This is a genomic window from Candidatus Pseudomonas auctus (genome assembly GCF_048654275.1).
In the GTDB taxonomy this organism is placed as follows: Bacteria; Pseudomonadota; Gammaproteobacteria; order Pseudomonadales; family Pseudomonadaceae; genus Aquipseudomonas; species Aquipseudomonas pharyngis.
In genome coordinates this window covers 143,239-164,036 of record NZ_JBJYZK010000011.1, presented here as the reverse complement: position 1 = coordinate 164,036, position 20,798 = coordinate 143,239, and the positions used below count along the sequence as shown (strand labels likewise).

Sequence of the window (20,798 nt, the reverse complement as noted above, 5' to 3'; positions counted from 1 at the left end):
GTCGGGCCAACGGAGGTTTTTTATGCAGATTTACAAGGTCGGCGGTGCGGTACGTGATCGCCTGCTGGGCAAACCGGTCACCGATATCGATTGGGTGGTGGTCGGCGCGACCACGGAAGAAATGCTTGCCAAGGGATTTCGCCCGGTCGGCGCGGATTTCCCGGTGTTTCTTCACCCGAAAAGCGGCGAGGAGTACGCCCTTGCCCGCACCGAGCGCAAGAGCGGTCGCGGTTATGGTGGCTTCACCTTTCACGCCAGCCCGGAGGTCACGCTTGAAGAAGACCTGATCCGCCGTGACCTTACGATCAACGCCATGGCCGAAGACGATCAGCAAAACCTGACCGATCCCTACCACGGTCAGCGTGATCTTGAAGAGCGGATCCTGCGCCACGTTTCCCCCGCGTTTGCCGAAGATCCGCTCAGGGTCCTGCGTGTTGCGCGCTTTGCCGCCCGTTATGCCGAACTCGGCTTCAAGGTGGCGCCCGAGACCCTGGAGCTGATGCGTCAGCTCAGCGAATCGGGCGAACTGGAAGCCCTTACCGCCGAACGCAGCTGGAAAGAGATTTCCCGCGCACTGATGGAAGATCAGCCCCAGGTATTCATTCAGGTACTGCGCGATTGCGGCGCCTTGAAGGTGCTGATGCCAGAAGTCGACGCCTTGTTCGGCGTACCACAGCCGGAAGCCCATCACCCGGAGATTGACAGCGGCATTCACACCCTGAGCGTGCTCGAGCAATCGGCCCTGCACAAGCAACCGCTGACCGTGCGCTGGGCCTGCCTGCTGCACGACCTCGGCAAAGGCCTGACGCCAGAGGCGGAATGGCCACGACATATCGCCCATGAGCACAAAGGCCTGACATTGATCAAAGCGGTCAACGAACGCTTCAAGGCACCGAAGGACTGTCAGGAGTTGGCCTTGCTGGTCGGCCAATATCACACCCACGGGCATCGCGCCCTGGAGTTGAAAGCGTCGACTTTGCTTGAGTTGCTGCAAAGCTTTGACATTTACCGTCGACCACAGCGTTTCGAAGAATTTATCGCCGCGTGCGAGATGGACGCCCGAGGCCGCAAAGGGCTTGAGCAGCGCAGTTATCCACAGGCCGATTACCTGCGCGGTGCGGCCAATGTGGCGCGCAGCGTGGCGGTACAGCCGTTGCTGGAGAAGGGATTCAAGGGCCCGGAACTGGGCGAGGCACTCAAGCGCGAACGGCTCAAGGCGCTAAAGGCTTACAAGGAGTCGGCCGCGTTCTGAAATCAGGTGATCCGCCCTTGCGAGGACGGATCAGGCAGTTCAACGCATGCCCGAAGGCGTGAGCTGAGTACCGCGCCACTCAAATCCGACCGGTGCAAGCACCTGATCGATCTGCGCCTCGGCCCACAATGTCGCAAAGCTTTTTCCCACACCAGGATGCACCCGATCCGGCGCAATCAAAGACAGCGGCCACAGCACAAAGGCATTTTTCAGGATTTCCGCCCGAGGCAGGACCAGTCCATCGAAGTTGCCCGCCAGATCGCCGTACAGCAGCACGTCGATATCCAGCGGCAAGCCCTTGCGATCCGGCGCATAACGGCCATTGTCCGCTTCAATGAATTTCAAGCGGCGATCCAGTTCGATCAACGGCAGATCCGTAAAAGCCGACACCACGAAGTTGAAGAACGGCCCGCTCTTGATCCCCACCGGCTGGCTTTCGAACACAGGCGAACAGCGGATATCCACCAGAAACGTGGACAAGGCATCCAGACCGGCCTGCAAATGGGTTTCGCGCTCGATATTGCTACCGAGCCCGAGATAGACCTGGGTCAGCGACATCCGCGCTCGATCTCCACACCCACGCCACCCTTGGCGGCCGGTACGGCACCTGGCTTGGTCAGCTTCAGGCGCACCCAGGTGATCTTGAATTCACTCATCAGCGCTTCAACCAGACGTTCGGCGAAAGTCTCGACCAGTTGATACTGGGATTGCTCGGCAAAGGCCTGGATCCGCGTGGACACACTGGCGTAATCGAGCGCCAGGGTCAGGTCGTCACCGGCGGCGGCCGGCCGATTGTCCCAGGCGAAGCTCAGATCAAGACGCAGGCACTGTCGGATGCCGCGCTCCCAGTCGTAGGCACCGATCACGGTGTCGACTTCCAGGCCCTCGATAAACACTCTGTCCAAGCACTTCTCTCCGCTGCACGACAAGGGCGCAATGCGCCGTTAGAATCAGGGCGTCCTCGCCCGGAATAGTTAGCATGTTTTGGTTACTGGCGATCCTCGCCTACCTGCTCGGCTCTCTGTCCTTCGCCATTTTGCTCAGCCGCCTGACCGGAAATCCGGATCCGCGAATGAGTGGCTCGGGTAATGCCGGCGCCACCAACATGCTGCGCCTGGCCGGACGCAAACTCGCGATCCTGACCCTGCTGGGTGATCTGTGCAAAGGCCTGCTGCCGGTGCTGATCGCTTCGGCTGTAGGCCTTTCGCTGCAGGATCAGGCGTGGATCGGCGTCTGCGCCGTGATCGGTCACCTGTTCCCGTTGTACTTCCGTTTTCGCGGCGGCAAGGGCGTCGCTACAGCGGCCGGCATGTTGCTGGGCCTTTATCCACCCGCCGCGCTGTTGGCCGTATGCGCCTGGCTGCTGACGTTCTATCTGACCCGCACCAGTTCGCTGGCGGCGCTGATCGCCACACCCCTGACTCTGCCACTGCTGGCGTGGCAGGAACCGGCAGCGTTGTTGCCGATGAGCACGCTGACACTGCTGATCGTCTGGCGCCACCGGGGCAATCTACGCGACCTGTTCGCCGGGCGCGAACGGCATTTTTAAATACCGCACGTGAGCGCCGCTCATTACAGCGCCGACAGTTGCTCCATTGGCCAGCGCGCCTGCACGCTGATCGCCAGGCTTTCCTGCTGACCGGCCTGCAAACGCTGGCAGCCGGCAAACGCGATCATCGCGCCGTTATCGGTGCAAAACTCGGGACGGGCATAAAACACATCGCCCTTCATGTCGCCGAGCATTTTCTCCAGCGACACACGCAGGGCCTTGTTGGCACTGACGCCGCCGGCGATCACCAGACGCTTCATGCCGGCCTGCTTCAGGGCCCGTTTGCACTTGATGGTCAAAGTCTCCACCACGGCCTGCTGGAACGCCAGCGCGATGTCGCAACGGGCTTGCTCGCTGTCGTCCCCGGCGCTGACGCATTGCTGCCAGGTGTTGAGAGCGAAGGTCTTCAGGCCGCTGAAGCTGAAATCCAGGCCCGGGCGATCACACATCGGACGCGGGAAGGTGAAACGTCCTGTGACGCCCTTCTCTGCGAGCTTGGCGATTTCCGGTCCGCCCGGATAATTGAGGCCCATCATTTTGGCAGTCTTGTCGAAAGCTTCGCCCGCCGCATCGTCCAGCGTTTCACCAAGGAGGCTGTATTGGCCGATGCCATCGACCTGAACCAGCTGCGTATGACCACCGGACACCAACAAAGCGACGAACGGGAACTCCGGCGGTTTTGGCTCCAGCATCGGCGCCAGCAAGTGGCCTTCCATGTGGTGCACACCGAGCGCCGGGATGCCCCAGGCAAACGCCAGCGCCTGGGCGCAGGAAGCCCCCACCAGCAGCGCCCCGACCAGGCCGGGACCCGCGGTGTAGGCGATGGCGTCGATCTCGGTCGGTACGCAGTCAGCCTCGGCCAGCACCTGACGAATCAGGGGCAGCATGCGCTTGACATGATCGCGCGAGGCGAGCTCCGGCACCACGCCGCCATAGACGCGGTGCAGGTCGATCTGGCTGAACAGCGCGTCGGCCAGCAGGCCGCGCTCACTGTCGTACAAAGCGACGCCGGTTTCGTCGCAGGAAGTTTCTAATCCCAGTACTAGCATGGGTTTGCGCCTTGTTTAGGCTGAATTCGAAGGCGCGCATAATAGTCGCCGCGTGATGCCCCGACCAGCGGTTTTCGATCAGAGGCTTTGCATTCCGAGCGATGAGGGGTTAACATCCGCAACCCTTAAAAACCGACGTCTTCAAGTGCTCTTTTGCCGCGAGGATGTTGACCCCGGTAATGAATGAAGGTAGCTCTGGATGCCAGCCGTCAAAGTTAAAGAGAACGAACCCTTCGACGTAGCTCTGCGTCGTTTCAAGCGCTCCTGCGAAAAAGCCGGTGTACTGGCTGAAGTTCGTAGCCGCGAATTTTACGAGAAGCCAACTTCTGAGCGTAAGCGCAAGGCAGCTGCTGCTGTTAAGCGTCACGCCAAGAAAGTTCAGCGCGAACAGCGCCGCGCCGTTCGTCTGTACTAATACACAGACGATCGTAGCAAGCTTCTGCCAAGCCCGGCCCTCAGCCGGGCTAATGGCATTTGCGTAAAACGCTTGATGCTTCACCGTCGAAGCCGCAGATGCGACCGAGACAAACCCGCTTCACCGCGTCAGGCCTGGCTCTTTTGCCAGCGGTGCACGTCTTTTCTGACGAGCCTTTCAAGGCTACTGACGAGCACACCCACTGATTCCTCTTTCGACGATCAGCCCAAGGCACCTGCTTGCGTGCCCGCTTCATGAGCTATCCGAGGCCGATTACCAGCCGTCAGCGGATTCAGCGCAACATTTTCGAATAGTCGAAGACTGATGATTACTAACGTCAGTGGATTTTCGGCAGATACACTTCCCGACAGCGATTACGCAAACGACACCGGTCGAGCCGCCCCACGTGCGCGCATCACTTATTGACCCGCGTCTGGCCGCCTTTCGCATCGGATCCATTACAGCGCAGACGAGAACGCCATGGCCGGGCTGATTCCCCAGAGCTTCATTGACGACCTTCTGAACCGCACCGACATCGTCGACGTGGTCAGCTCGCGCGTGCAATTGAAGAAGGCCGGCAAAAACTACACCGCCTGCTGCCCGTTCCATAAAGAGAAAACCCCGTCGTTCAGCGTCAGCCCCGACAAACAGTTCTATTACTGTTTCGGCTGCGGTGCCGGCGGCAACGCCCTCGGTTTTCTGATGGATCACGATAACCTGGACTTCCCCCAGGCCGTCGAAGACCTCGCCAAAGCCGCCGGCATGGAAGTCCCACGGGAAGAAGGCGGTCGCACGAACAAACCGCGCCAGCCGACCGACTCGCCACTTTATCCACTGCTCACCGCCGCCGCCGACTTTTATCGACAGGCGCTCAAGAGCCATCCGGCACGCAAGGCGGCAGTGGATTACCTCAAGGGGCGCGGCCTGACCGGCGAAATCGCCCGGGACTTCGGCCTCGGATTCGCCCCACCGGGTTGGGACAACCTGTTCAAACACTTGAGCAGCGACACCTTGCAGCAGAAAGCCATGATCGATGCCGGCCTGCTGATCGAAAACGCCGAAACCGGCAAACGCTACGACCGCTTTCGTGATCGCGTGATGTTCCCGATCCGCGACACCCGTGGACGGATCATCGCTTTCGGTGGACGAGTGCTCGGTGACGACAAGCCGAAATACCTGAACTCGCCGGAAACCCCCGTGTTCCATAAAGGCCAGGAACTCTACGGCCTCTACGAAGCACGCAAGAACAATCGCAACCTCGACGAAATCATCGTCGTCGAGGGCTATATGGACGTCATCGCCCTGGCCCAGCAAGGCCTGCGCAATGCCGTCGCGACACTCGGCACCGCCACCAGCGAAGAACACCTCAAGCGCCTGTTTCGCGTCGTGCCGAACGTACTGTTTTGCTTTGACGGCGACCAGGCTGGCCGCAATGCCGCCTGGCGCGCACTGGAAGCCACACTGCCCTGCCTGCAGGACGGGCGCCGTGCACGCTTTCTGTTTCTGCCTGAAGGCGAAGACCCGGATACGTTGATTCGCGCCGAGGGCACTGACGCCTTCCGCGCCCGGATCAATCAGCACGCACAGCCGCTGGCGGACTACTTCTTCCAGCAACTGACCGAAGAAGCCGACCCGCGCTCGCTGGAGGGCAAGGCCCACATGGCCACGCTCGCAGCACCGCTGATCGACAAGGTCCCTGGCGCCAACCTGCGCATCCTGATGCGTCAGCGCCTGAGCGAGATCACCGGCCTGAGCAGTGAAAGCGTCAGCCAACTGGCCCAGAGCGCGCCGCAGGAAGCACCGCCGGCCTACGACCCGGGCATCGACTATGACGCCATGCCGGACTACAGCGACTACCATCAGCCGCAGGCACAGGACATGTATGTGCCGCAGCAGGAATGGACGCCGAAGAAACCCGGTGCCGGCGGCAAGAAATGGGACAAGAAACCGTGGGACAAGAATGGCAAGCGTGGCGGCGATCGCGACCAGCCCCGTGCCCCACGCGTGCCGGCCGCCGTCGAACCACCGACCCTGGCCGCCCTGAGAACCTTGCTGCATCACCCGCAACTGGCGGAGAAAGTCGAGGACGCCGGGCACTTCGCGGACGAGACCCAGACCAACGCACAACTGCTGGTGGCACTGCTCGAAGCCGTACAGAAGAATCCCAAGCTAAACTCATTTCAGTTGATCGCGCGATGGCACGGAACCGAACAGGGCCGCTTGCTAAAGGCGCTGGCGGAAAAGGAATGGCTGATTGACGGAGACAACCTTGAACAACAGTTTTTCGACACCATTACTAGCTTGTCAGCCCGCCAACGCGAGCGAAATCTGGAACAACTGCTCAGGAAAGCGCGTCAAAGCGAACTGAGCGCCGAAGAGAAAAATCAACTGCGCGACCTTTTAAGTCGCAATGTTTCCGCATCAAACCCGACCTCAACTGGCGCGTGAGGTCATAGCTCAGGTATAATCCTCGGCTTGTTTTTTGCCCGCCAAGACCTTCAGTGGATAGGGTGTTATGTCCGGAAAAGCGCAACAGCAGTCTCGTATTATTGAGTTGATCAAACTGGGTCGTGAGCAGAAGTATCTGACTTACGCCGAGGTCAACGACCACCTGCCCGAGGATATTTCAGATCCGGAGCAGGTGGAAGACATCATCCGCATGATTAACGACATGGGGATCCCCGTACACGAGAGTGCTCCGGATGCGGACGCCCTTATGCTGGCCGACGCCGATACCGACGAGGCCGCTGCGGAAGAAGCAGCCGCTGCGTTGGCGGCGGTGGAGACCGATATCGGTCGCACCACCGACCCGGTGCGCATGTACATGCGTGAAATGGGTACGGTCGAGCTTCTGACTCGTGAAGGCGAAATCGAAATCGCCAAACGCATCGAGGAAGGCATCCGTGAAGTGATGAGCGCCATCGCGCACTTCCCTGGCACGGTTGACCATATTCTCTCCGAGTACACTCGCGTCACTACCGAGGGCGGTCGCCTGTCCGACGTTCTGAGCGGTTACATCGACCCGGACGACGGCATTGCGCCGCCTGCCGCCGAAGTGCCGCCGCCGATCGACGCGAAAGCGGCGAAAGCCGAAGAATCCGACGACGATGACGACGCCGAAGCTTCCGATGACGAAGAAGAAGCCGAAAGCGGTCCGGATCCGGTCATTGCCGCACAGCGCTTCGGTGCTGTCGCCGATCAGATGGAAATCACCCGCAAGGCCCTGAAAAAGCACGGTCGTCACAACAAGGCGGCAATTGCCGAACTGTTGGCCCTGGCCGAGCTGTTCATGCCGATCAAACTGGTGCCGAAGCAATTCGAAGCCCTGGTCGAGCGTGTTCGCAGTGCCCTGGATCGTCTGCGTCAGCAAGAGCGCGCGATCATGCAACTCTGCGTACGTGATGCACGTATGCCTCGCGCCGACTTCCTGCGCCAGTTCCCGGGCAACGAAGTCGACGAAAGCTGGTCCGACGCCCTGGCCAAAGGCAAGAGCAAGTACGCCGAAGCCATTGCTCGCGTGCAACCGGACATCATCCGTTGCCAGCAGAAGCTGACCGCGCTGGAAACCGAGACCGGTTTGACCATCGCCGAGATCAAGGACATCAACCGTCGCATGTCGATCGGTGAGGCAAAAGCCCGCCGCGCGAAGAAAGAAATGGTTGAAGCAAACTTGCGTCTGGTGATCTCCATCGCCAAGAAGTACACCAACCGTGGCCTGCAATTCCTCGATCTGATCCAGGAAGGCAACATCGGTCTGATGAAAGCGGTGGACAAGTTCGAATACCGTCGTGGTTACAAGTTCTCGACTTATGCCACCTGGTGGATCCGTCAGGCGATCACTCGCTCGATCGCCGACCAGGCCCGCACCATCCGTATTCCGGTGCACATGATCGAGACGATCAACAAGCTCAACCGCATTTCCCGCCAGATGCTGCAGGAAATGGGTCGCGAACCGACCCCGGAAGAGCTGGGTGAACGCATGGAAATGCCTGAGGACAAGATCCGCAAGGTATTGAAGATCGCCAAAGAGCCGATCTCCATGGAAACCCCGATCGGTGATGACGAAGACTCCCATCTGGGTGACTTCATCGAAGACTCGACCATGCAGTCGCCAATCGATGTCGCCACTGTTGAGAGCCTGAAAGAAGCGACCCGCGAAGTGCTGTCCGGCCTTACTGCCCGTGAAGCCAAGGTACTGCGCATGCGTTTCGGTATCGACATGAACACCGACCATACGCTCGAAGAAGTCGGCAAACAGTTTGACGTGACCCGCGAGCGGATCCGTCAGATCGAAGCCAAGGCGCTGCGCAAGCTGCGCCACCCGACGCGAAGCGAGCATCTGCGCTCCTTCCTCGACGAGTGATACCAGAACCCCCGGCCCAGGCCGGGGGTTTTGTTTATATGGCAGATTAAATACTCAGCTCCGCCCTCCCCCGCGCACAGCCCGTCTACACTCGAAACATTCCCCCCGAGCCATAACGAGACCGTTATGCCCAGACTGGCGTCCGTGCTTTTTTTGCTGCCACTGATGATCTGGACCGCAACGGCTGACGCGCTGACTCTGAACGATGAAGAACGTAGCTGGTTGGCGGCTCACCCGGACCTGCGCCTGGGTGTCGATGCATCGTGGCCACCCTTCGAGTTCCGCGACGACCAGAATCGCTACCAGGGCCTGGCGGCGGACTATATCGATGTGATTCGCCAACGCCTGGCGATCAAACTCACGCCCATTGAGCCGGTGAGCTGGACCGTAGTGCTCGAACAGGCGAAAAACGGCAAGATCGACCTGTTGCCGGGCATCATGTCCACCCCGGAACGCCAGAGCTACCTGTCGTTCACCCGCCCTTATCTCGACTTTCCGATCGTCATCCTCGCCCACGTCGGCGGCCCGCAACCGCGCAAGCTCGAGGAGCTTTACGGCCTGAAAATCGCCGTGGTGGAAAACTACGCGCCCCACGAACTGCTGCGCACCCATCATCCCGACCTGAACCTGGTGGCGATGCCCAATGTCAGCTCTGCGCTGCAGGCCCTGGCCACCGATGAAGTGGACGCCGTGGTCGGCGATCTGGCCTCCAGCGTCTGGAGCCTGCGCCAGCTCAAACTGGATGGTTTGTATGTCAGCGGCGAAACCCCTTATCGCTACCAACTGGCGATGGGCGTCCCTCGGGACAACAAAATGCTGGTGGGGATTCTGGACAAGGTTCTTGCCGATATGTCCCCGGAGGAAATCAGCAGCATTCAGGAACATTGGGTGGGCAACGTCCTCGATCACCGGACATTCTGGTCGGATCTGCTGGTTTACGGCTTACCGGGTCTCTCGCTTCTGGTCATCGTGCTGGCGGTGGTGATCCGCATCAACCGCCGCCTCAGTTCGGAAATCGCCCGGCGTATCGACCTCGAACAGGAACTGCGCAGCAGCGAATACCACTATCGCGGACTCGTGGAGAGTCTTTCGGCCATCGCCTGGGAAGCGCGGATCAGTGACTTCACCTACAGCTATGTTTCGCCCCACGCCGAAGATCTGCTCGGTTATCCGCTGTCTCACTGGCTGATTCCGGGCTTCTGGCGCAACATCATTCACCCGGCGGATCTGACCCGCGCCCAGAGTTTCTGCGATCACGAAGTATTGGCTGGACGCGACCACAGCCTCGATTACCGGGTGATCACCGCTGACGGCCGCTGCCTATGGGTACGCGACATCGTCAGCCTGATCGAACATGGCCACGAACCGGTGATGCGCGGTCTGATGATCGACATCAGTGAAACCAAACGCACTGAAGAGGCGCTGCGCCTGTCGGAACAGAAGTTCGCGTCGGTATTCCAGCAATGCCCGGACATCCTGGTCATTGCACGGCTCTCCGACGGCTGCCTGCTGGAGGTCAACGAAGCCTTTGAGGAGCAGATCGGACTCAAGGCCGAAGAAGTCATCGGCCAGACCGCCACCGAACTCAACATCTGGGGCATTCCCGGTGTTGGTCCCGGCCTGCTTCAGCGACTGCAGGCCGGCAGCATTCGCAACCTGGAGATGCCCTTTCGCCGCAACAATGGTCAGGTGTTCACCGGGCTGATTTCCGCAGAACCCTTCGAGCTCGATACCACACCGGCACTGGTCGTGGTGGTGCGCGACATCACCCAGCTCAAGGAAACCCAACAGCAACTGCAAACCTCCGAAGAAAAGTTCGCCAAGGCTTTCCACGCCTCGCCGGACGGTCTGCTGCTGTCGCGCCAGAGCGATGGCCTGCTGCTGGAGGTCAACGAAGGTTTCAGTCGCATCACCGGTTTCAACAGCGCCATGTCGGTGGATCGCTCGGCGCTGGACCTGGGCATCTGGGTCAACCTCAACGAACGCAAGCAAATGCTCGATCTGCTGCACCGCGACGGGTTCGTTCGCGACTTCAGCTGCCACATCCGCCGCAGCGACGGGCAGATCCGCCTTTGCGAAGTGTCCAGCCGTCCACTGCCAATCGGCGACGAAGACTGCATGCTGACCATCGCCCGGGACATCACCGAACGCCACTTGATGCAGGAAAAACTGCAGCAGGCTGCAACCGTGTTCGAGAGCACTGCCGAAGGCGTGCTGATCACCGACACCCAGCAACATATCAGTGCCGTGAACCGCGCCTTCACCGAAATCACCGGTTACAGCGAAAGCGAAGCACTGGGTCACACTCCGCGCCTGCTGGCCTCCGGACTGCACGACAGCGCGTTTTACGCGGCGATGTGGCATCAATTGACCGACGAAGGCCACTGGCAGGGCGAAATCTCCAACCGGCGCAAGAACGGTGAGCTCTACCCGAGCTGGCTGACCATCAGCGCCGTGCGCAACCGCGACAAGTTCATCACCCACTTCGTCGCGGTGTTCGCCGATATCTCCAGCCTGAAGCACGCCCAGGCCAAACTCGACTACCAGGCCCATCACGACCCGCTCACCGGCCTGCCAAACCGCACGCTGTTCGAAAGCCGCCTGTTGATGGCACTCAACAGTCAGCAGGAAAACGGCGGCCAGGGCGCGGTGTTGTTCCTCGACCTCGACCGTTTCAAACACATCAACGACAGCCTCGGTCACCCGGTCGGCGATTTGCTGCTCAAGGGCATCGCCGTACGCCTCAAGGAGCAACTGCGAGACATCGACACCGTCGCGCGGCTGGGGGGCGACGAATTCATCATTCTGCTCCCCGGCCTGCAGCAACCCGGCGATGCCGACAACATCGCCACCAAACTTCTGAACTGCTTTGGCGCGCCGTTCCAGGCCGGCGAGCATGAGTTCTTCATCAGCGCCAGCATCGGCACCAGCCTTTACCCGCGCGACGGCTGCGATGTCGCGACCCTGATCAAGAACGCAGACGCGGCGATGTACCGCTCCAAGGCCAAGGGCCGCAACCGGGTCGAAAGCTACACCCGCGACCTCACCGCCCAGGCCAGCGAACGCGTAGCACTGGAACACGAACTTCGCCGGGCCATCGAGCGCGAGGAGTTGTACCTTTATTACCAGCCGAAAATCAGCCTCGACGATCACAATCTGGTCGGCGCCGAAGCCCTGATCCGCTGGCGCCACCCGAACTTCGGCGAAGTGCCGCCAGAGCATTTCATCCCGCTGGCAGAAGAGAACGGCATGATTCTGCAAATCGGCGACTGGGTGCTGGAAACCGCCTGTCGGCAGATGTTCGAGTGGGGCCAGATCTATGAATCCCTCGGCCCGCTGTCGGTGAACCTCGCCGGCGCACAACTGCGCCAACCGAACCTGCTGGGACGCATCGAGCAACTGCTCAAGGACAACCGCCTGCAACCGGAATTACTGCAACTGGAAATTACCGAAAACTTCATCATGAGCCAGGCTGAAGAGGCGCTGGCAGTGCTGCACCAGCTCAAACACCTCGGCGTGCAACTGGCCATTGATGACTTCGGCACCGGTTATTCCTCGTTGAGTTACCTCAAGCGCCTGCCGCTGGACATCCTCAAGATCGACCAGTCTTTCGTGCGCGGCCTGCCCGATGACCCGCACGACGCGGCGATTGTCCGCGCCATCATCGCCCTGGGCCGCAGCATGCAATTCACCGTGATCGCCGAAGGCGTGGAAACCCAGGCCCAACAACAGTTCCTCGCCGCCGAAGGCTGCGAACAGATCCAGGGCTACATCGTCAGCCTGCCGCTGCCACCAGAAGAGTTCGCCGCGACGTTTCTTCGTATAGCCGTATCAGATTTTTCGGATAGCACAGCCGAGAAACCGTCGCTATAATCCGCGGCCTACTGAGGGCCTATAGCTCAGTTGGTTAGAGCAGAGGACTCATAATCCTTTGGTCCACGGTTCAAGTCCGTGTGGGCCCACCAAACATGAAAAAGCCGCGCATTCGCGCGGCTTTTTCGTTTCTGCCATTCCGGCCCGGGGGCAGTCGTTCCATCTCCCTCAAAACATGCGACTTCCGAAAGCGTGAACAGGGCTTGCCTCGTGCCTGTTTAAATCGACAACTAACCATTTCGTTACACTTTTGTCCTGGCACCCAAAGCCGAGGCACATCTGATGATTCGAAAAAGGAATTTTTATGGTTGATGTCACTCGCCGCTCGCTCATGGGAATCGCCGCAGCACTCCCCCTGCTCGCGCAGTCATCCTGGGGACAGGCGCAACGTCAGGATGTACCGGCACCGGTACCCGGCGATGAGGTACTGATCAATTTCAACGAGAGCCCCTGGGGACCGGCACTCACCGCCCGACAGGCGATGCAGGAAGGCATTGCACTGTGCGGGCGTTATCCCTACAAGATCCAGTACCGACTCAACGCTCTATTTGCCCGCCAACAAGGCATACCGGAGGAGTATGTTCAGACCTTCTGCGGCTCCAAAATGGCCTTGCAGCATGCGGTTCACGCCTTCACTCGACGGGGCAGCCTGGTCGTCGCGTCGCCCTCTTACGAAGACCCTGTCGAGGCGGCGCGTGGCAGCCAGGTCGCGGTCCACGAAATAGCGCTGAATCCTGATCACGCCCATGATCTGCCACGCATGCTGGCAGCCGATCCGCAGGCGGGGCTGATCTACGTCTGCAATCCGAATAATCCGACCGGTACGGTGACGCCCCACGCAGATATCCTGCTCGCGCTGGCGAACAAGCCAAAGGGAACGATTCTGTTGGTGGACGAGGCCTATATCGACTTCTCGAATGCGCCAACCTGCATCCCGTTGGTCAAGGACCATCCCGAACTGATGGTGCTGCGAACCTTCTCGAAAATCTATGGCATGGCGGGCGCTCGCCTGGGTATCGCGATAGCCAACCCGACCCTGCTGGAGCAACTGGAGGTGTTCGGCAACTATAACGTGCCGGCGGCTCCGTCGCTTTTGGGCGGCATAGCCAGTCTCGAGGACACGCAGTTGCTGCCACAACGCAAGCACACCAACACGAAGCTGCGTGACGAGACGATCAGTTGGCTGGCCGCTCGTGGTTTTCGCTGCACGGTGTCGCAGGCCAACTGCTTCATGGTCGACGTGAAACGTCCTGCCACGGAAGTGGTGCAGGCGTTGGCCGATCGCCGGGTAAAGGTCGGCCGCGTATGGAAAGAGTGGCCGACCTGGATTCGGGTCAGCGTTGGTACGGAAGACGACATGCGACGGTTTCGCGAGGCATTTGCCAGCGTCTGATATCAAGACAGTCCCTATGGAAAACCGCGCGTGTGTCGCCCACAAGCTTACCGCCGGCCGAGCCTGTAACATGCGCAGCCAAAGATCCGCGCCCATGGAGACGCCCCTTGTCCGACATCCGCCCACCCGTGCTCGATGAAATCGACCGCCAGTTGATCGCTGCCCTGCAAATCAACGCCCGCGAAAGCGTGGCGATGCTGGCGCGGCAATTGGGGATCGCCCGCACCACCGTGACTTCACGACTGGCGCGACTGGAAAAGGCCAAGGTCATCACCGGGTATGGTGTGCGTCTGGGACAGCGCGTGGTGGACGGTGGCTTGCAGGCCTACGTCGGGATCAAGGTGCAGCCACGCTCCGGCAAAGAGGTGCTGCGCCGGTTGAGCGCGATGGCCCAGGTGCAGCAATTGTGCGCGGTGAGTGGTGAATTTGATTACGTAGCCTGGCTGCGAACCGATTCCCCGGAGCAGCTCGATCAGCTTCTGGATCAGATCGGCAGCGTAGACGGCGTGGAGAAGACCACGACGTCGATCATCCTCAGCAGCAAGATTGATCGCGGGCATCCAGTTTGATCATCACCATCGTCACATTGCAGCTCAAACACTCAAAACGACGACACATTGCGTCTTATTAACGTGTTCTACGCTCCCTAGAATGGCTGGCATCTTTTCCTATACTCAGACGCGCATCCAGCGTCGGGTCGCCAGCAAGGTCAGCCATGAACAAGAACAATCGCCATCCTGCAGACGGTAAGAAACCCGTCACCATTTTCGGCCCGGACTTTCCTTTCGCCTTCGACGACTGGATCGAACACCCGGCCGGTCTGGGCAGCATTCCCGAGCATAACCACGGGGCCGAAGTGGCCATCGTCGGTGCCGGCATCGCCGGTCTGGTGGCGGCTTATGAGCTGATGAAACTCGGCTTGAAACCCGTCGTGTATGAGGCCTCGAAGCTTGGCGGTCGTCTGCGTTCGCAAGCGTTCAACGGTACCGACGGCATCGTCGCCGAGCTCGGCGGCATGCGCTTCCCGGTGTCCTCCACCGCGTTCTATCACTACGTCGACAAACTCGGCCTCGAGACCAAGCCCTTCCCCAACCCGCTGACGCCGGCCTCCGGCAGCACCGTGATCGACCTGGAAGGCAAAACCCATTACGCACAAAGCCTGAAGGATCTTCCTGCGCTGTTCCAGGAAGTGGCTGACGCTTGGGCCGATGCTCTGGAGGCCGGCTCACAGTTCGCCGATATCCAGCAGGCGATCCGCGACCGTGACGTGCCACGCCTCAAGGAACTGTGGAACACCCTCGTACCGCTGTGGGACGACCGCACGTTCTACGATTTCGTTGCCACATCGAAAGCCTTCGCCAAACTGTCGTTCCATCACCGTGAAGTGTTCGGTCAGGTCGGTTTCGGTACCGGCGGCTGGGACTCGGACTTCCCCAACTCGATGCTGGAAATCTTCCGTGTGGTGATGACCAACTGCGACGATCACCAGCATCTGGTGGTCGGTGGTGTGGAACAAGTGCCGCAAGGCATCTGGCGTCATGCGCCGGAACGCTGCGTACACTGGCCGCAAGGCACCAGCCTGAAATCGCTGCACCACGGCGCCCCGCGCTCCGGGGTGAAGAAAATCGCCCACGCGCCTGACGGACGCTTCGCAGTCACCGACAACAACGGCGACACCCGCGAATACGCGGCCGTACTGACCACCTGCCAGAGCTGGCTGCTGACCACCCAGATCGAATGCGACGAAAGCCTGTTCTCGCAAAAGATGTGGATGGCACTGGACCGCACGCGCTACATGCAATCGTCGAAGACCTTCGTGATGGTCGACCGCCCGTTCTGGAAGGACAAGGACCCGGAAACCGGCCGCGACCTGATGAGCATGACCCTCACTGATCGCCTGACCCGTGGCACTTACCTGTTCGACAACGGCGACGACAAACCCGGCGTGATCTGCCTGTCGTACTCGTGGATGAGCGATGCGCTGAAGATGCTCCCGCACCCGGTGGAAAAACGCGTGAAACTGGCGCTGGATGCGCTGAAGAAGATCTACCCGAAGGTCGACATCGCCGCGCGGATCATCGGCGATCCGATCACCGTGTCCTGGGAAGCCGACCCGCACTTCCTCGGCGCGTTCAAGGGCGCCCTGCCCGGTCACTATCGCTACAACCAGCGCATGTACGCGCACTTCATGCAGGACGACATGCCGCCGGAGCAGCGCGGGATTTTCATCGCCGGTGACGACGTGTCGTGGACGCCGGCCTGGGTTGAAGGCGCGGTGCAAACGTCGCTCAACGCGGTGTGGGGAATCATGAAGCACTTCGGCGGGTCCACACATAAAGAGAACCCCGGCCCGGGCGATGTGTTCAAAGACATCGGCCCGATCGCCCTGCCCGAGTAAGAGGAATCCCCGATGCGTGTAGCCCTTTACCAATGTCCACCGCTGCCACTGGAACCCGCCGCCAACCTTCAGCGCCTGCATCAACTGGCGATGGAGGCCAAAGGCGCCGATCTGCTGGTGGTGCCGGAGATGTTTCTCACCGGCTACAACATCGGCAAGGAGGCGGTCGCGACATTGGCCGAGGTCTACAACGGTGAGTGGGCGCAGCAAGTAGGACGGATCGCCAAGGCTGCCGGTCTGGCGATTCTTTACGGTTACCCTGAGCGCACCGCCGAAGGACAGATCTACAACGCCGTGCAGTTGATCGACTCAAACGGCGAGCGTCTGTGCAATTACCGCAAGACGCATCTGTTCGGCGATCTGGATCGTTCGATGTTCAGCGCCGGCGATGGCGAGTTTCCCATCGTCGAGCTCAACGGCTGGAAGCTCGGGTTCCTGATCTGCTACGACCTGGAGTTCCCGGAAAACGCCCGGCGCCTGGCCCTTGAAGGTGCCGAGCTGATTCTGGTGCCGACAGCCAACATGATTCCTTTCGATTTCATTGCCGACGTCTCCGTGCGCTCCCGGGCTTTCGAAAACCAGTGCTACGTGGCGTACGCCAACTACTGCGGCCACGAGGGCGACATCCATTACTGCGGGCAAAGCAGCATCGCCGCGCCGGATGGCAGCCGCACCGCCCAGGCAGGATTGGATGAAGCACTGATCGTCGGTGAGCTGGATCGCCAGTTGATGGTCGACTCGCGCAGCGCCAACCGTTACTTCAACGACCGCCGTCCCGAACTTTACGACGCGCTCAACAAGCGCTAATCCGCTAGCATTGGCACTTCACTGTTCTGGAAGTGCCCATGTCTGCGCCGACTCACCCCCGCCCCCACACCGAAACCCTGGCCAACGGCTTGCGCGTGACCCTGCGTCACGTGCCCGGCCTGAAACGCAGCGCCGCTGCGTTGCGAGTGGCGGCCGGCAGTCATGACGTGCCGTTGGCATGGCCGGGGCTGGCGCACTTCCTTGAGCATCTGCTGTTTCTCGGCACCGAGCGATTTCCTGCACAGCAAGGGCTGATGGCCTACGTGCAAGGTCACGGCGGCCAGGTGAATGCCAGCACCCGCGAGCGCACCACCGATTTCTTCTTTGAATTGCCGCCAGCGTCGTTCAGCGCCGGGCTGGAGCGTCTGTCAGACATGCTCGCCCATCCGCGTATGAATCCGGACGATCAGTTGCGGGAGCGGGAAGTGTTGCAGGCGGAGTTTGTCGCGTGGACGCAGGATGCTGCGGCTCAGCAGAAAGAAGCGCTGTTCGAAGGGTTGTCAGCGGAACATCCGTTGCGCGGTTTCCACGCCGGAAACCGCGACAGCCTGCCGGTGGAGCAAGCGGACTTTCAACAGGTATTGAAAGACTTCCACCAGCAGTTCTACCGCACCGGGCAAATGACCCTGAGCCTGGTCGGGCCGCAGAGTGTTGAAGAGCTGCGCACGCTGGCCGAACAGTTTGCCGCCACGCTGACGCCTGGGGATAAAACTGCACAGGCAGCCCCCGTACGCTTGATGGGTAACGCGCAGGAAAGTTATCAACAGGCCGGCGAGCATCGCGGCAATCTGCTGTTTGCGTTGGAGGAGTTACCGGAGTCGTCAGCCGAAGCGCTGGCGTTTCTCTGCCACTGGTTGAACAGCGCCAAACCCGGTGGCTTGCTCGCCCATTTGCAGCAGCAGGGTCTGGCGGAAGGTTTGCAGGCCTGTGTCCTGTATCAGTTTGCCGAGCAAGCTTTGCTGCACCTTCAATTCACGACGCCATCCGGTCCAATCGACGCCATCCGCGCACAGTTTCTCGACTGGTTGAGCTTCTTCGCAGCCCAGCAGGACTGGCCAACTTTGCGGGAGGAATATTCGGCACAGTTTCAGCGTCAGCAGCAGGTCAGCGGCGCGCTGCAACGGGCGCGACTCGACAGCGAACAACTCGAGAGCGGCCTGTCCGACGCGGCCGTTACGGCGCTCAAAGTAATTCTCGGCAAAATCGGCACTGTGGATAACTTCAGCAGTCACTGGCATCTGCCCGCTGCCAACCCGCTTCTGCGCACAGCCGAGCCGCTGGCCAACGCCGGTCTGATCCGCGGCCAGACCAGCGCCCACCGAGGCCTGCGCACATTCGCTCAGGATCGCTCGCGCAGCCGCCGCGAACGCTCGCCGATGCAATTCAGCCAGGCGCTGCCGGATAACGGCGACGAAGGCGCGGTGTATGTGCGCTGGCAGACGGAAGCGGCGGCCACGGCCGAGCTGCAAGCGAAACTGCAACGCAGCCTGCGGGAGGTGTCTGACGACGCGCGTCAGGCCGGGGTGGAGTTGTCCTTCAGCACTACGGGTAATCAGTGGCTGCTGAAATTGACCGGCCTGCAGGACACGCTGCCCGTAGTGCTGGAACATGCGCTGAAATATCTGACGCAGGTCGATGCCGACTCGCCAAGCGGTGAGCCGCCAGTGCCGTCGATGCTGATCCGTCAATTGCTCAAGGCATGGCCCGAGCGTTGCCTGCCCGTGGTTGCGCAATCCGATGATGCCAAGCAGCTGTGGACAACTTCCCGTTGGGATGGTCTGGCGCTGGGTCTCGATGCCCACACCCAATCGGCCATGGGACTGGCCCTGAGCCGCATTCCCGGCAAGCCATCCAATGAATTACCAACCCTGCCGGCATTCCACGCACAACTTCGCTGGGATCAGTTCGACACCGCCTCCAGCGAACACGCATTACTGCTGTTCTGCCCGACCGCCAGACCGGACATTCCCAGCGAAGCCGCGTGGCGCTTCCTTGCGCACCTGTGCCACACGCCGTTCTATCAGCGGCTACGAGGTGAATTGCAACTGGGATACGCGGTGTTCAGTGCTTTCAGACAGGTGCACGGTCAAGGTGGATGGCAGTTCGGCGTGCAATCGCCGACCGCCACTCCCGCGCAACTGCTCGATCACGTTCAACAGTTCATCGAAGGCATCCCCGCGCTGGTCGAAAACATTGATGATGCCTTCCTCGTCGAGCAGCGCCAGATCCTCGCCGTACACCTGGATGCCGGCATCCTGTCCGGCAAGGAGGCTGCCGAACTTCTGTGGCAGGCAAAACTCGCCGGCCACTCGTCGGATTACCTGATGCAACTGAGCAATGCCATAAGTCAGCTTGACCGCGAGGCATTGCTGGCCGCCGCACACTGTTTAATCCGCGCCGAAGGCGGCTGGCACGTCCTGGCCAACAGCCCTTCCCCGGGCGCACCGTGGCAAGCGGCAAATTGATCATTACCGGGGCTGCAAGGAGCTTTCTCAAAGATTCACGGGCAAACCCCCTGAAATTTTGAGTAACATAGCCACCTAACTATTTGGAACATCCCTGCGCTGCCGTGGACTATACCTATGGATAGCGCTATCCCACCCACCTGAAAAAGGAGTCACCCGATGGCCTGGACCAAACCTGCTTACACCGACCTGCGCATCGGCTTCGAAGTCACCATGTACTTCGCCAGCCGCTGAGTCCTGCCTCAAGCAGAACATTGCAGTGCAACGCCTCGGCTCGCCGGGGCGTTTTATTTTCAGCGTTGAAATGATGGAGCGTTCATGTTCGTCCAGATTCTGGGTTCGGCCGCCGGTGGCGGTTTTCCGCAGTGGAACTGCAACTGCGTCAACTGCGCAGGCTTTCGCGACGGCAGCCTGAATGCCAAGGCCCGCACCCAATCGTCCATCGCCATTTCCGATGACGGCGTGAACTGGGTGCTGTGCAACGCCTCGCCGGACATCCGCGCGCAGCTTCAGAGCTTCGCCCCGATGCAGCCGGGCCGGGCCCTGCGTGATACCGGCATCAGCGCGATCATTCTGATGGACAGCCAGATCGACCACACCACCGGCCTGCTCAGCCTGCGCGAAGGCTGCCCGCATCAGGTCTGGTGCACGGACATGGTCCACGAAGACCTGAGCACCGGTTTCCCGCTGTTTACCATGCTCAAGCACTGGAACGGCGGGCTGGACTGGAACCGCATCGAACTCGACCAGAGCTTCACCGTCGCCGCGTGCCCGAACCTGCGCTTCACCCCGCTGCCTCTGCGCAGCGCCGCACCGCCTTACTCGCCGCACCGCTTCGACCCGCACCCGGGCGACAACATCGGCCTGATCGTCGAAGACCTCGGCACCGGCGGCAAATTGTTCTACGCGCCGGGTTTGGGCAAGGTCGATGCGCCGTTGCTGGAAATCATGGCCGGCAGCGACTGCGTGCTGGTGGACGGGACGATGTGGGATGACGATGAAATGCAGCGCCGTGGCGTCGGCACCCGCACCGGCCGCGAAATGGGCCACCTGGCGCAGAACGGCCCCGGCGGCATGCTCGAAGTGCTGGAACAGCTTCCCGAGCAACGTAAGGTGCTTATCCACATCAACAACACCAACCCGATTCTCGACGAAGACTCCCCGGAGCGCGCGGAGCTGGTGCGGCGCAATGTTGAAGTGGCGTATGACGGCATGAGCATCGTCCTGTAACGAA

At 60.6% G+C, this 20,798-nt stretch carries 16 protein-coding genes and 1 tRNA gene; 14 read left to right on the top strand and 3 right to left on the bottom strand.

The window, feature by feature from the left end; translation table 11 throughout:
* Nucleotides 1–22: 22 nt before the first annotated feature.
* A complete protein-coding gene (locus ACKUG4_RS20445; protein WP_085612935.1) occupies nucleotides 23–1,252 on the top strand; it encodes a multifunctional CCA addition/repair protein in 1,230 nt (409 codons plus the stop codon).
* A gap of 39 nt (nucleotides 1,253–1,291) precedes the next feature.
* Here the strand turns inward: ACKUG4_RS20445 and folK are convergent, their stop codons facing one another.
* Both folK and folB read right to left on the bottom strand, forming a co-directional pair.
* Nucleotides 1,292–1,810: a 2-amino-4-hydroxy-6-hydroxymethyldihydropteridine diphosphokinase gene (gene folK / locus ACKUG4_RS20440; protein WP_085612936.1), complete on the bottom strand. Its 519-nt coding sequence runs from the start codon at nucleotides 1,808–1,810 to the stop codon at nucleotides 1,292–1,294.
* Entirely contained in the window at nucleotides 1,801–2,157 is a 357-nt protein-coding gene (gene folB, locus ACKUG4_RS20435; RefSeq protein WP_085612937.1) for a dihydroneopterin aldolase, read from the bottom strand. Before folB ends, folK begins: the two co-directional genes overlap by 10 nt.
* Nucleotides 2,158–2,231: 74 nt before the next feature.
* Between folB and plsY the strand changes: the two genes are divergently transcribed.
* Nucleotides 2,232–2,801 carry a glycerol-3-phosphate 1-O-acyltransferase PlsY gene (gene plsY / locus ACKUG4_RS20430; protein WP_064599851.1) on the top strand — a complete coding sequence of 190 codons (570 nt, stop codon included), beginning with the start codon at nucleotides 2,232–2,234 and terminating at the stop codon, nucleotides 2,799–2,801.
* 23 nt (nucleotides 2,802–2,824) lie between these two features.
* On the opposite strand, the gene tsaD is transcribed toward plsY, so the two are convergent.
* Nucleotides 2,825–3,850, bottom strand: coding sequence for a tRNA (adenosine(37)-N6)-threonylcarbamoyltransferase complex transferase subunit TsaD (gene tsaD / locus ACKUG4_RS20425; protein ID WP_221398211.1), 1,026 nt, complete (start codon nucleotides 3,848–3,850; stop codon nucleotides 2,825–2,827).
* Nucleotides 3,851–4,049: 199 nt separating this feature from the next.
* Between tsaD and rpsU the strand changes: the two genes are divergently transcribed.
* From rpsU to pqqB, 12 genes are all read left to right on the top strand, one after another.
* Nucleotides 4,050–4,265, top strand: a complete 216-nt coding sequence (gene rpsU, locus ACKUG4_RS20420; RefSeq protein ID WP_002551877.1) for a 30S ribosomal protein S21 — start codon at nucleotides 4,050–4,052, stop codon at nucleotides 4,263–4,265.
* Nucleotides 4,266–4,745: 480 nt separating this feature from the next.
* The gene (gene dnaG / locus ACKUG4_RS20415) at nucleotides 4,746–6,713 is read left to right on the top strand and encodes a DNA primase (protein ID WP_085612938.1); all 1,968 of its coding nucleotides are present in this window, start codon (nucleotides 4,746–4,748) and stop codon (nucleotides 6,711–6,713) included.
* A 67-nt stretch (nucleotides 6,714–6,780) separates the two neighbouring features.
* Nucleotides 6,781–8,628, top strand: a complete 1,848-nt coding sequence (gene rpoD / locus ACKUG4_RS20410; RefSeq protein ID WP_039768067.1) for an RNA polymerase sigma factor RpoD — start codon at nucleotides 6,781–6,783, stop codon at nucleotides 8,626–8,628.
* A 126-nt stretch (nucleotides 8,629–8,754) separates the two neighbouring features.
* Nucleotides 8,755–12,501, top strand: a complete 3,747-nt coding sequence (locus tag ACKUG4_RS20405) for a bifunctional diguanylate cyclase/phosphodiesterase (RefSeq protein ID WP_445434706.1) — start codon at nucleotides 8,755–8,757, stop codon at nucleotides 12,499–12,501.
* 15 nt (nucleotides 12,502–12,516) lie between these two features.
* Nucleotides 12,517–12,593, top strand: a tRNA-Ile gene (locus tag ACKUG4_RS20400).
* Between the two features lie 212 nt (nucleotides 12,594–12,805).
* On the top strand, nucleotides 12,806–13,894 hold the full coding sequence (gene ptaA / locus ACKUG4_RS20395; RefSeq protein ID WP_085612940.1) for a pyoverdine biosynthesis transaminase PtaA: 1,089 nt from the start codon (nucleotides 12,806–12,808) through the stop codon (nucleotides 13,892–13,894).
* A 107-nt stretch (nucleotides 13,895–14,001) separates the two neighbouring features.
* Complete coding sequence (locus tag ACKUG4_RS20390) at nucleotides 14,002–14,463, top strand: Lrp/AsnC family transcriptional regulator (protein WP_064599860.1); 462 nt, start codon at nucleotides 14,002–14,004, stop codon at nucleotides 14,461–14,463.
* Nucleotides 14,464–14,609: 146 nt separating this feature from the next.
* Complete coding sequence (locus ACKUG4_RS20385; RefSeq protein ID WP_064599862.1) at nucleotides 14,610–16,292, top strand: flavin monoamine oxidase family protein; 1,683 nt, start codon at nucleotides 14,610–14,612, stop codon at nucleotides 16,290–16,292.
* Between the two features lie 12 nt (nucleotides 16,293–16,304).
* A complete protein-coding gene (locus ACKUG4_RS20380) occupies nucleotides 16,305–17,099 on the top strand; it encodes a carbon-nitrogen hydrolase family protein (protein WP_445434705.1) in 795 nt (264 codons plus the stop codon).
* Nucleotides 17,100–17,137: 38 nt separating this feature from the next.
* Complete coding sequence (gene pqqF / locus ACKUG4_RS20375; protein WP_445434704.1) at nucleotides 17,138–19,564, top strand: pyrroloquinoline quinone biosynthesis protein PqqF; 2,427 nt, start codon at nucleotides 17,138–17,140, stop codon at nucleotides 19,562–19,564.
* 159 nt (nucleotides 19,565–19,723) lie between these two features.
* Nucleotides 19,724–19,798: a pyrroloquinoline quinone precursor peptide PqqA gene (gene pqqA / locus ACKUG4_RS20370; RefSeq protein ID WP_003444522.1), complete on the top strand. Its 75-nt coding sequence runs from the start codon at nucleotides 19,724–19,726 to the stop codon at nucleotides 19,796–19,798.
* An 84-nt stretch (nucleotides 19,799–19,882) separates the two neighbouring features.
* Nucleotides 19,883–20,794 carry a pyrroloquinoline quinone biosynthesis protein PqqB gene (gene pqqB, locus ACKUG4_RS20365; protein WP_236187437.1) on the top strand — a complete coding sequence of 304 codons (912 nt, stop codon included), beginning with the start codon at nucleotides 19,883–19,885 and terminating at the stop codon, nucleotides 20,792–20,794.
* Nucleotides 20,795–20,798: the final 4 nt, after the last annotated feature.

Bases quoted from the DNA above. Each gene is read 5' to 3' on its own strand.
- ACKUG4_RS20445 (WP_085612935.1), top strand. From the start codon at position 23: ATGCAGATTTACAAGGTCGGCGGTGCGGTACGTGATCGCCTGCTGGGC.
- dnaG (WP_085612938.1), top strand. From the start codon at position 4,746: ATGGCCGGGCTGATTCCCCAGAGCTTCATTGACGACCTTCTGAACCGC.
- rpoD (WP_039768067.1), top strand. From the start codon at position 6,781: ATGTCCGGAAAAGCGCAACAGCAGTCTCGTATTATTGAGTTGATCAAA.
- rpsU (WP_002551877.1), top strand. From the start codon at position 4,050: ATGCCAGCCGTCAAAGTTAAAGAGAACGAACCCTTCGACGTAGCTCTG.
- pqqF (WP_445434704.1), top strand. From the start codon at position 17,138: ATGTCTGCGCCGACTCACCCCCGCCCCCACACCGAAACCCTGGCCAAC.
- ptaA (WP_085612940.1), top strand. From the start codon at position 12,806: ATGGTTGATGTCACTCGCCGCTCGCTCATGGGAATCGCCGCAGCACTC.
- tsaD (WP_221398211.1), bottom strand. From the start codon at position 3,850: ATGCTAGTACTGGGATTAGAAACTTCCTGCGACGAAACCGGCGTCGCT.
- ACKUG4_RS20380 (WP_445434705.1), top strand. From the start codon at position 16,305: ATGCGTGTAGCCCTTTACCAATGTCCACCGCTGCCACTGGAACCCGCC.
- folK (WP_085612936.1), bottom strand. From the start codon at position 1,810: ATGTCGCTGACCCAGGTCTATCTCGGGCTCGGTAGCAATATCGAGCGC.
- plsY (WP_064599851.1), top strand. From the start codon at position 2,232: ATGTTTTGGTTACTGGCGATCCTCGCCTACCTGCTCGGCTCTCTGTCC.
- ACKUG4_RS20405 (WP_445434706.1), top strand. From the start codon at position 8,755: ATGCCCAGACTGGCGTCCGTGCTTTTTTTGCTGCCACTGATGATCTGG.
- ACKUG4_RS20385 (WP_064599862.1), top strand. From the start codon at position 14,610: ATGAACAAGAACAATCGCCATCCTGCAGACGGTAAGAAACCCGTCACC.
- pqqB (WP_236187437.1), top strand. From the start codon at position 19,883: ATGTTCGTCCAGATTCTGGGTTCGGCCGCCGGTGGCGGTTTTCCGCAG.